Origin of the sequence: Winogradskyella undariae (assembly GCF_013285155.1) — a bacterium.
GTDB classification, from domain to species: Bacteria; Bacteroidota; Bacteroidia; order Flavobacteriales; family Flavobacteriaceae; genus Winogradskyella; species Winogradskyella undariae.
Genome location: NZ_JABTEL010000026.1, coordinates 1 through 11110, shown reverse-complemented (window position 1 = coordinate 11110; position 11110 = coordinate 1). Strand labels below are relative to the sequence as shown.

General features: G+C 31.5%; 9 protein-coding genes and 1 tRNA gene. 1 reads left to right on the top strand and 9 read right to left on the bottom strand.

The window, feature by feature from the left end:
- The 8 genes from HSX10_RS18065 to HSX10_RS18030 form a co-directional block, all read right to left on the bottom strand.
- A tRNA-Val gene (locus HSX10_RS18065) sits at window positions 1-75 on the bottom strand.
- 63 nt (window positions 76-138) lie between these two features.
- Window positions 139-1356, bottom strand: a complete 1218-nt coding sequence (locus HSX10_RS18060) for a bifunctional folylpolyglutamate synthase/dihydrofolate synthase (RefSeq protein WP_173589657.1) — start codon at window positions 1354-1356, stop codon at window positions 139-141.
- 3 nt (window positions 1357-1359) lie between these two features.
- On the bottom strand, window positions 1360-2256 hold the full coding sequence (locus tag HSX10_RS18055; protein ID WP_173589656.1) for an energy transducer TonB: 897 nt from the start codon (window positions 2254-2256) through the stop codon (window positions 1360-1362).
- Window positions 2257-2314: 58 nt separating this feature from the next.
- Complete coding sequence (locus HSX10_RS18050) at window positions 2315-2707, bottom strand: ExbD/TolR family protein (RefSeq protein ID WP_173589655.1); 393 nt, start codon at window positions 2705-2707, stop codon at window positions 2315-2317.
- Window positions 2708-2710: 3 nt separating this feature from the next.
- Window positions 2711-3406 (bottom strand): MotA/TolQ/ExbB proton channel family protein, encoded by a 696-nt coding sequence (locus tag HSX10_RS18045; protein ID WP_173589654.1) that lies wholly within the window; start codon window positions 3404-3406, stop codon window positions 2711-2713.
- Between the two features lie 87 nt (window positions 3407-3493).
- The gene (gene nhaD, locus HSX10_RS18040; RefSeq protein WP_173589653.1) at window positions 3494-4885 is read right to left on the bottom strand and encodes a sodium:proton antiporter NhaD; all 1392 of its coding nucleotides are present in this window, start codon (window positions 4883-4885) and stop codon (window positions 3494-3496) included.
- A gap of 6 nt (window positions 4886-4891) precedes the next feature.
- Window positions 4892-6118: a Glu/Leu/Phe/Val dehydrogenase dimerization domain-containing protein gene (locus HSX10_RS18035; RefSeq protein WP_173589658.1), complete on the bottom strand. Its 1227-nt coding sequence runs from the start codon at window positions 6116-6118 to the stop codon at window positions 4892-4894.
- Between the two features lie 66 nt (window positions 6119-6184).
- On the bottom strand, window positions 6185-7252 hold the full coding sequence (locus HSX10_RS18030; protein ID WP_173589652.1) for an anhydro-N-acetylmuramic acid kinase: 1068 nt from the start codon (window positions 7250-7252) through the stop codon (window positions 6185-6187).
- A 92-nt stretch (window positions 7253-7344) separates the two neighbouring features.
- Between HSX10_RS18030 and HSX10_RS18025 the strand changes: the two genes are divergently transcribed.
- Window positions 7345-8487: an acyl-CoA dehydrogenase gene (locus HSX10_RS18025; RefSeq protein ID WP_173589651.1), complete on the top strand. Its 1143-nt coding sequence runs from the start codon at window positions 7345-7347 to the stop codon at window positions 8485-8487.
- A 58-nt stretch (window positions 8488-8545) separates the two neighbouring features.
- On the opposite strand, the gene HSX10_RS18020 is transcribed toward HSX10_RS18025, so the two are convergent.
- Window positions 8546-10978 (bottom strand): helix-turn-helix domain-containing protein, encoded by a 2433-nt coding sequence (locus HSX10_RS18020; protein WP_173589650.1) that lies wholly within the window; start codon window positions 10976-10978, stop codon window positions 8546-8548.
- Between the last annotated feature and the right edge of the window lie 132 nt (window positions 10979-11110).

The following is an 11110-nucleotide window of genomic DNA, read 5'->3' as shown; positions in this document are numbered from 1 at the left end:
TGGGCGACAAGGGATTCGAACCCCTGACCCCTTGGGTGTAAACCAAGTGCTCTGAACCAACTGAGCTAGTCGCCCTATTTATTAGGACTGCAAAGATACTCTAGTTTTCAACATTACAAAACATTTTTGTAAAAAAAATTAAATTATTTCTGCAACAACAAAAGTACTCCCACCTACATAAATGAAATCATTCTTTTTAGCGTTTGATTTTGCGCTAGTTAAAGCTAATTCCACACTATTATATGTCTTTCCAATTAATCCATTCGCTGTAAAAGTTTTTTTCAAAATTTCAGCATCAAGTCCTCTTTGTACATTCGGTTTGCAAAAATAATAGGTTGCAACTTTAGGAAGCAAAGGAATTATGCGTTCTAAATCCTTATCATTAACCACTCCGAAGACAATATGCAGCTTATCAAAAGATTCTTTTTGTAATTGCTGCATTACATAAGTTAATCCTTCATTGTTATGAGCCGTATCACAGATAATCTTAGGTTTATCATCTAATTGTTGCCATCGCCCTTGTAAACCTGTATTAGCAGTAACATTTAAAAGACCTGTTTGGATAGCTTCGTCTGAAATTAGATACCCTAACTCCTTCAAAATATTTAAAGATTGTAAAACTGTTTTTTTATTTTGATTTTGATAAGTTCCTTTTAAATCACTTTCTAAAACTTCATTTATAAGTTGATCAGCAAAATAAATTTTAGATTCTGTAGACGCTGCTTTCAACTTAAACACATCTTGTGTTTCAAGCTGTGTTTCCCCAATAACGACAGGAATATTCTTTTTAATAATTCCGGCTTTCTCTCCTGCTATAAGTTGAAGTGTATCTCCTAACATTTGAGTATGATCTAAACCAATATTAGTAATGACAGACAGTTCTGGAGTAATAATGTTTGTAGAATCTAAACGACCACCTAAGCCAACTTCAATAACAGCAATATCTACTTTTTGTTTTGCAAAATAATCAAAAGCCATACCAACAGTCATTTCAAAAAAAGACAATTGATTCTCTTCAAAAAAAGAAAGATTTTTTTGAATAAATTCAATAACAAAATCTTCACTAATTACATCTCCGCTAATACGGATACGCTCTCTAAAATCTTTTAAATGAGGTGACGTATATAAACCAACCTTATATCCCTCTTCTTGTAAAACGGAAGCTAACATATGGCTTGTTGATCCTTTTCCGTTTGTACCTGCAACATGTATGGATTTAAAATCATTTTCAGGATGATTTAAATGTGTTGCTAAATTAATGGTATTAGTTATATCTGTTTTAAAAGCAGATTTTCCTTTATTCTGATACATTGGAAGCTGATTAAACATCCAATTTACCGTATCTTGATAATTCATGTGCTATTGACCTACATCAAAATTAATACTTACAAATCCAACCTGAGTTGCTGGTGCATCGTTATCTACGGGCCATTTATGAGACATCGCAATTTTTTTTGCGGGTTCTAATAAACAAGGATGTGTATTTGTTGTTCCTCTAATTCCAGGCTCTGCATTTACAACCTTACCTTGTCTGTTAACCTCTATTCTAACAACTACGAGTCCGTATTCGTTACAATTCTGTTCAAAAATTTGTCTAGATGGTTTTCCACGACCACCTAAACCGTAACCGATTCCACCTTTACCTGGTCCTGACCCACCGAAATAACTAGTAGCATAAGGGTCACCGTCTAATTGTCCTTTATTACCACCTTTACTGTCTGGTCCTTCTCCTCCATCAGTATTTCCATCTGCATTTTTAACACCACCAATAAGGTTATCTAGTTTCCTTTTCTTTTCAGCTTCTTCTTGACGTTTTTTCTCTTCAGCTTCACGTTTTTCTTGTTCTACTTTTTCTGCTACAGCTTTTGCCTCTGCTTTGGCTTTAGCCTCTGCTGCCTTAGCTTTTGCTTCAGCTTCTTTTTGCTTTTTAATTGCAATAGCTTCAGCATTATCTTGAGTCATTACTTCTTCTGCCTTAGTACTGGCTTCGCTAGGTGTAACTTGTGTTTCTTCTGGTATTGATTCTTCAACAGCGCTTTCTTCTACAATCTTGTCTTCTACTGCTTTTTTAGGCTCGCTTAATGGTTTATTACCACTACCAAAATCTGTTGTTCCAAAATTAACGGCAACACCATATTCTTCTGGTGGATCCATATACTGAGGTCCAACAACAAACAACAATAACAGAACTATCAAAGCTATAAGGGCTGTGATTTTTGCTGAATTACGCTGATGATTAGTCTCTAAATATTTCACTTTTATGAGTATAAATCCATTTGATTAAAAAAACCAATAGATGCTGTTTTATAAATTATTAATTAGGCTGAACAGCCAAAATAACTTTAAATTTATTTCGGTTAGCAATGTCCATTACTTTAACTACATTCTCTACTGGAACAGATTTTTCTGCTCTCAATACGATTGTTGGAGCCTCTTGATTAGCCATTATAGATATCAACTGTGACTCTAAAACGCTTTCTCCGACACGTTCTTGATCAATATAATAGGTCAAATCTTTTTTGATACTTACAGCTGTCGATTTTTTATTTTCTGTTTTACCACTTGCTTTTGGTAAAACAATATCAATCGCACTTGTTGTAACTAAAGTTGACGCTATCATAAAAAATATTAACAACAAGAATACAATATCGGTCATAGACGCCATATTGAATTCGGGTGTTACTTTATTTCGTCCTTTAATATTCATAAATTAGATAGGTTCGTTTAAGTGATCTAAGAACTCAACAGAATTAGCTTCCATTTGGTACACCACTTTATTGGTTCTTCCGACAATATGATTATAAGTTACATACGCAACAATACCGACAATAAGTCCTGCAACAGTCGTTGTCATTGCAGTATATAATCCACTAGCTAAAACATCCATCTGAATAGTTCCACCTGCATTTGCTAATTCAAATATTGAAATAATCATACCAACAACAGTTCCTAAGAAACCAATCATTGGTGCAACACCTGATATTGTAGCTAAAACACTTACATTTTTCTCTAAATTATAAACTTCAAGACGACCTGCGTTTTCAATAGCGGTATTAATATCTTCTAAAGGCTTCCCAATTCTTGTAATTCCTTTGGCGATTAATCTAGACACTGGTGAGTTTTGTTGTGCACATAACATCTGAGCAGAATCAATTTTACCATTACTGACATGATCTTTTATTTGATTCATAAAATTTGAATCCACCTTAGAAGCTGCTTTAATAGCAAAAAGTCTTTCGAAATAAATATAAGTAGCCACTATTAAAAGTACAAATAGAATCAGAATAATCACGATTCCAGATGTTCCACCTGTTGATATTAATTCGATAATTGATAAAGTTTTTTCTACAGGTTCCCCTTCAGCTAAAACAGCTACTTCATCTTGAATAGCACTTAGTAAAATCATACTAATAAATTTAAGTTTTAAATTCTTGTTTTTATAACGTTAAGTTTTACACTTAAGTATATTTAAATTCTCAATTCCCTAATGGAATTAAAAAATAGATCTTGTTACCATAAAAGCAGCAGCACCAGCAATAAAACCTACTAATGCTAACCAAGAAATTTTTTTAAAATACCAAAAGAAATCAATTCTTTCCATCCCCATAGCAACAACACCTGCGGCAGAACCAATAATCAACATACTACCACCTGTTCCTGCAGAATAAGCTATAAAATGCCATAATTCGTTGTCTAGAGGTTCAGAAAACATTCCTAAACTTGCAGCAACTAAAGGTACATTATCAATAACGGCAGATCCAGCACCTAGTAATAAAACAACCAAATCCGATACACCTTCATGGTGAAATTCAGTTCCTAACATTGGCATTGTATCTTGTAAAGAATTAGCAAAACCAAATAGAATACCTAAAGATTCTAAAGCAGCTACGGCCATTAAAATTCCTAAGAAAAATAAAATACTTGGCAATTCTATTTTAGATAATGAATAATGCAAAGGACTATGACTAGAACCTGCTGAATGTTCTTCTGAAACAACTTCAGTAATAGAAAATTTAGAATGGCTATATATTTCTGCGAAAATAGCGACAACACCAAGTGAAAACATCATTCCTACATAAGGTGGTAAATGTGTTATTACTTTAAATACTGGGACAAAAACAATAGCTCCAAGTCCTAAAAACAACATTCTAGAGCTAAACTTATTCTTTACTTTGTTATCTGATTCATGCAATTCTAATGTTCCTTTAAAAGGCTTTAACATTGATGCTATAAACGTAGGAACAACCATACATAATAAAGATGGAATAAATAAGTACATAAACAGTTTCCCTGAAGACACCTTATTACCAATCCACAACATCGTTGTTGTTACATCTCCAATTGGTGACCATGCGCCACCAGCGTTTGCTGCGATTATAATTAAACCGGCATACCAGATTCTAACATCTCTTTCTTTAACAATTTTCTGAAGAATAGATATTAAAACAATTGTTGCTGTAAGATTATCAATTATTGCTGAAAGTGAAAAAGCTAAAATTGAAAACATCCATAATAACTTCTTTCTGCTATTAAATTTAACTGCATTTTTTATAGTTGAAAAGCCATCAAAATAATCGATGATTTCTACAATAGTCATTGCTCCCAACAAAAAGACTAAAATCTCTGCTGTTTTACCTAAATGGTGAAGCAAAGTTTCTTCCATTAAATGAAGCTTTTCTTCATGTCCTAACAATCCAAAATTATCCATTAAGGTATGTGTACCAGAATCAAACCATTGTGTAAAACTATTAATACCCAACGAAATTAAAGCCCAACTTATAGCCATCATAACCAAAGCAGGAATTAATTTATCGATCTTTATGTTATGCTCTAAAGTAATCGCTAAGTAACCAAAAACGAATACAAGAATTATAACTGTTTCCATAAAATATTATATTAATTGTCTTAAAGCGATTTCAAAAGCGGTTTCGCTTATGCCAACTTTGGTTGCGTTAATATTATGAACTTCCTTTAAAGCTTTTCTTATAATGTTTGAAGTATCATTAAATATGTCTTCATCTGTCATTTGCACTTTACGTTCCATAAAATATGCAAAAACTCTTGCCATACCACAATTAGAAATAAAATCTGGTATAAGACTAATTTTTTGATCTGTATGTTCCATAATAGAGCCAAAGAAAATTTCTTTATCTGCAAAAGGAACATTAGCACCACATGTTATAACTTCTAAACCTGAAGAAATCATTTGATCAATTTGATCTTGTGTTACTAACCTAGAAGCTGCACATGGTGCAAAAACTTCAGCATTAACAGACCATATTTTATCATTAATTTCTTCAAAAGGAATAATGTTATCTGCAATAAGTGTGTTACCGTTTTTAGCTAAGTATAAGTCTGTAATTTCTTTGAATGAGAATCCATCTTCATTCAACAAACCACCATCTCTATCTATAATACCAACAACTTTTGCTCCCATTTGAGCAAAATAAAATGCTGCTGCTGCACCCACGTTTCCAAAACCTTGTACAACAACACGCTTTCCTTTTATAGAATCATCTTGAATATCATAAAAATGCTGAGCAGCTGTTGCAACACCATAACCAGTAATCATATCTGCTACAGTATATTTTTCGCTAACACTTGGAGAGTATTTAGAGTTTTCAATAACCTTAATAACACCATGTCTTAATTGACCGATTCTATTAATTTTATCTGCGATTGTTGGTTTAAAATGACCTTCAAAAACACCTTCTTGCGGATGCCAAACACCACTTTGCTCTGTAATTGGAATAACTTCGTGAATTTCATCTACATTTAAATCACCACCTGTACCATAATAACTTTTAAGTAATGGTGACACGGCAGCATACCAGCGCTCTAAAACCCCTGTCTTTCTTGGATCTAGTGGGTCAAAGTTAATTCCAGATTTTGCTCCACCTATTGCCGGACCAGAAACTGTAAATTTAACCTCCATAGTTTTTGCTAATGAAAGCACTTCATTTTGGTCTAAACCTTTACGCATACGTGTTCCACCACCTGCTGCTCCACCTCTTAAAGAGTTAATAACAGTCCAACCTTCTGCTTCTGTCTCAGGGTCGTTCCAATGAAATACGATTTCAGGAGACTTATTCTCGTATTTTTGAAGTAATTCTTTTATCAATTCCAATCTGTTTATTATATGGTAACAAATATAAAAAACAATCGAAGTAATTGTTAAATAAGTTTAATTTTTAGGAATTAATATTTTTCCAGAAGAATGATCATGGCTAGCACCTGTAACACTCATTAAACAATTAACTTCATCTCTTTCTTTAAGAGCTCCTAATAACCCAAAAATTAAAGCTTCTTTAAATTCTACAATTTGATCACTAGGTATTAAAACTTTATTATTTAAATAATGGTTAATTCTGTTAATTAAAAATCCATTATAAACACCACCTCCTGTTACTAATACTTTAGTTGTATTCTTAATTATAACAGTTGAAATTTGAATAGAGATATGTTCTATGTAAGTACATAAAATATCTTCAAGCTTAAGATTATAAGAATCTATTAGTGGAAAAATATTCAAGTCTACCCATTCTAAACCTAAAGATTTAGGAGGTATTTCATTGTAAAAGTGAAGTGCATTAAGTTCTAATAATAAATTTTCATTTATTTTTCCTGTTGAAGCTAATTGACCATTATCATCAAATTCTAAACCTATCTGAGAGACATAGTAATTCAAAACAATATTAACAGGGCAAATATCAAACGCAATTCTTTCATTATTAAAATCTGAAGAAATATTAGCGAAACCACCTAAATTAATGCAATAATCATATTCGTTAAATAGTAAACGATCCCCAATTGGAACCAAAGGTGCACCTTGCCCTCCAAGTTCAACATCTTGAACCCTAAAATCACAGATTACTTTTTGACTCAGAATATCTGCTAAACTCTGCATATTACCTATTTGATAGGTCAAACATTTTTCTGGTTGATGCAGAGCTGTATGCCCATGAGAAGCGATAAAATCTACAGCTTCAATTTTATACTTCTTAATAAAATCTAAAATAGTAGAGGCTAAAAATTCAGAATAATCAAAATCTATAACTTTCAATTGATCCAGTTTTTGATTAACCAAATTACTCAAAGTAGTTTTCCACTCTTTAGAGTATTTTACAGTTTCTGCATAATGAATTTTAAAATTCCAAAGACTATCTTTTTCATAAGTAGCATAAATAAGATCTATACCATCTAATGAAGTTCCAGACATTACTGCAATAATATTATAAGTAGAATTTATCATATACGTAAAAATAGTATTACTTATTGAAAATACCACAATAAAAAACTATCTTTACTTGATAAATTTAAGAAAACAACAACAAAATATAGAATATGAATTTTAGTTTGACAGAAGAACACTTAATGATTCGTGATGCAGCAAGAGATTTTGCTCAAACAGAGTTATTACCTGGTGTTATAGAACGTGATAATACACAAACATTTCCTGATAGTTTAGTCCGTAAGATGGGTGAACTCGGATTTTTGGGTGTTATGGTAGATCCTAAATATGGAGGAAGTGGTATGGATGCTATTTCTTATGCCATAATTATGGAAGAATTATCTAAAATTGATGCTTCTGCTTCTGTAATTGTATCAGTAAATAATTCACTTGTCTGTTATGGACTTGAAGCTTATGCAAATGAAGAACAAAAACAAAAATATTTAACAAAATTAGCCTCAGGACAATCTGTAGGTGCTTTTTGTTTAAGCGAACCTGAAGCAGGAAGTGATGCAACATCGCAACGTACTACCGCGATAGATAAAGGAGATCATTATTTAATTAATGGTACAAAAAATTGGATTACAAGTGGAGGCCGCGCAGATGTATATATTGTAATTGCACAAACTGATAAACACAAAGGATCTCACGGTATCAATGCTTTTATTTTAGAAAAAGGAATGCCAGGGTTTGATATTGGACCAAAAGAAGATAAACTAGGTATTAGAGGAAGTGATACACATACACTTCAATTCAATGATGTCAAAGTTCCTAAAGAAAATAGAATTGGTGACGATGGTTCTGGATTTAGATTTGCAATGAAAACGCTTTCTGGAGGACGTATTGGTATTGCAGCACAAGCTTTAGGTATTGCAGCTGGAGCATATGAATTGGCATTAAAATACTCTAAAGAACGAAAAGCCTTTGGAACAGAAATTTGTAATCATCAAGCCATCGCTTTTAAGTTAGCAGATATGCATACTGAAATTGAAGCCGCAAGAATGTTAGTAATGAGAGCTGCTTGGGATAAAGATCAAGGTTACAATTATGATATGAGTAGTGCGATGGCAAAACTTTATGCAAGTAAGGTCGCTATGGAACATACTGTTGAAGCTGTACAAATACATGGTGGAAATGGTTTTGTTAAAGAATACCACGTAGAGCGATTAATGCGTGACGCAAAGATTACTCAGATTTATGAAGGTACATCTGAAATTCAAAAAATTGTTATTTCTAGAGGTATAATTAAAGAATAAACTAAATATTAACAACAGAAAAAAGGCTTAAAAATTTTATTTTTGAAGCCTTTTTATTTTAACGTAAATCATCTAAAACTAAACGAATTTCTGCATAAGAATACTTATCGTCAAGTTGATGTTTTAAATCTGAAAGATTATCAAATTTTTTAGTTGGAATAACTTTTTTTAATTCTTGATAATATTTTTTAGACATTAATTCAGTTATCAAAACTTCACCAGAAGAAGTAAAACTTGCTAAATGGCCAAAAATAGTATTTGAATTAAGTTCTCGTTCTAAAGCAATTTGATCAATGGATTTTCCTTTTCTAAATAAGTCTAATGAGACTCTCTTGGTATCTCCCTTTTTTATTTTTGGTGTCAATTTTTCTATCAGAGAAATATCTTTAGAAACTTCAATATCATTTTCATCACAGTAACTTGTAATTACTTTTAATATTTCCGTACCATATTTAGCAACACGAGTCTTCCCCATACCGTGAACTTCATTTAACTCCTTAATAGTAGTTGGTAAAGTTTCACACATTGCATAAAGTGACTTTTGAGTATAAATCTGAAAATGTACTAAATCTTCTCGCTTTGCAATCTGATTTCTTAACTCTCTCAATAATTCAAAAAGCTCTACATTAGTTGTACCATCAATAACAGTCGTTCTTTTTACTTTAGGCTTTTCTTTTGCCAAGAAAACAGATTTTGCTCTTAGACTTAAAAATTGTTGAGTATCAAACCCTGCTTTTAATCCTTCAAACAATAATAATTTAGTCGCTAATAATTCATCTAAAGTAACAATTTGTTTATTGATATCTTTTTCTAGTGTTTTATTATCTGTAGAGAAATTAAATTCTTTTAAAGCTTTTTCAATAGTAGCAGTAGTCTGATCTTTAAAATAGTTTAAAGCTTTTTTAAAGCGTTCTTGAATTAACTCATTATCTTCAGGAGTATCATCTGATGTGTCTAATTGCTGTAATTGAGATTTAAAAGAATTAGCAATTTTAAGTAAACTAGTAGCATTGTCTTTAATAGATATTAATGGTGCTTCTAATACTCCTTCTATACTTCCCCTATTTTTATAATAGATATCTAATATACGATTGGAAGGATATAAGAAACTAAAGAAATTAAACATATCAGCAATCAAACCTAATTGAAACTGACACTTCGATTCTAATAAAATTGAATCATCTGGTTGATTAACTTCTGCATTTTTATTAAAAGTAATAACATTATAATCACTAATAATTTGATTAGATTCTATTTTACTTTTTAAAACCAATCCTTCTAAAGATTTACAACGACTCAAAGCTACGTAAGTCTGCCCATGAGCAAATGCACCTTGTGCATCAATTATTGCTTTTTCAAAAGTTAAACCTTGACTCTTGTGTATCGTTATAGACCAAGCTAAACGTAATGGTATTTGAGTAAAACTACCTATTTTATCTTCAGAAATTGCTTTAGTATCTGAATCAACGGTGTATTTAATATTCTCCCAAGTTTCTAATTTAGTATTGATATTAAAATCATCATCCGGACAATGCACAACAACTTCATCTTTGTCTAATAAAATAACCCTACCAATTTTACCATTAAAATAGCGCTTTTCAGGTGAACTATCATTTTTAATAAACATCACTTGAGCTCCAACTTTTAATTCCAATAAGTCATTATTGGGATAAGAATGCTCTGGAAAATTACCTTCTACTGTTGCTTTATAAGTTTTAGTTTTTCCTTTTAATTCAACAAGCTTTTCTATATTAACTTGTCGTGCTTTATTATTATGAGTCGTTAAAGAAATATAACCTTCATTATCATCTGGTTTAAAGTCAGGAATAAATCTTTTATTTAGTTCTTCTGCTGATTTTGGAGTTAAATTATTATTTCTAATCTCATTTAATATTTCAATAAAAATAGGATTATCTTGTCTATAAATATGCTTAAGCTCAATCGCAATCGGATCAGAACTCTTATAAGCAATGCTACTAAAGAAAAAAGCATTGTTATAAAACGGTTTTAATAATTGCCACTCATGATCTTTTATTACAGGAGAAAGCTGTTGCAAATCGCCAATCATTAACAATTGAACACCTCCGAAAACTTTATTACGATCTTTATAACGTCTTAGCGTTTTATCAATCCCATCTAGTAAATCGGCCCTAACCATACTAATTTCATCAATAACTAATAAATCAAGAGACTTAATAATGTCAATTTTTGTTTTATTAAATTTTCTTTTGAAACTAGTTGAATTATTTAAATTTTCATCAGGTAAGATAGGCCCAAACGGCATTTGAAAAAAGGAATGAATAGTTACACCTTTTGCATTTATTGCAGCTACACCAGTCGGTGCTACAATAACCATTCGTTTTTGCCCTTCATTTTTTAATTTATGTAAAAATGTAGTTTTACCTGTACCAGCCTTACCTGTTAAAAATATATTTCTATTGGTATTATTTACAAAATTCCAGGCTAATTCTAATTCTATATTTACAGACATAATTATTATAAACTAAGGATTGAAGATAGTAAAAGTTTTTTAAGTAATCAAAGAGTCAAAAGTTCTAAAACACAAAAAACCCTTACTAGCTAACTAGTAAGGGTTCTTAAAAAGGCGGCGACCTACTCTTCC

Coding starts and splice junctions, on each gene's coding strand:
- HSX10_RS18050 (WP_173589655.1), bottom strand. CDS start 2,707: ATGAATATTAAAGGACGAAATAAAGTAACACCCGAATTCAATATGGCG.
- HSX10_RS18030 (WP_173589652.1), bottom strand. CDS start 7,252: ATGATAAATTCTACTTATAATATTATTGCAGTAATGTCTGGAACTTCA.
- HSX10_RS18025 (WP_173589651.1), top strand. CDS start 7,345: ATGAATTTTAGTTTGACAGAAGAACACTTAATGATTCGTGATGCAGCA.
- HSX10_RS18045 (WP_173589654.1), bottom strand. CDS start 3,406: ATGATTTTACTAAGTGCTATTCAAGATGAAGTAGCTGTTTTAGCTGAA.
- HSX10_RS18020 (WP_173589650.1), bottom strand. CDS start 10,978: ATGTCTGTAAATATAGAATTAGAATTAGCCTGGAATTTTGTAAATAAT.
- HSX10_RS18060 (WP_173589657.1), bottom strand. CDS start 1,356: ATGAATTATCAAGATACGGTAAATTGGATGTTTAATCAGCTTCCAATG.
- nhaD (WP_173589653.1), bottom strand. CDS start 4,885: ATGGAAACAGTTATAATTCTTGTATTCGTTTTTGGTTACTTAGCGATT.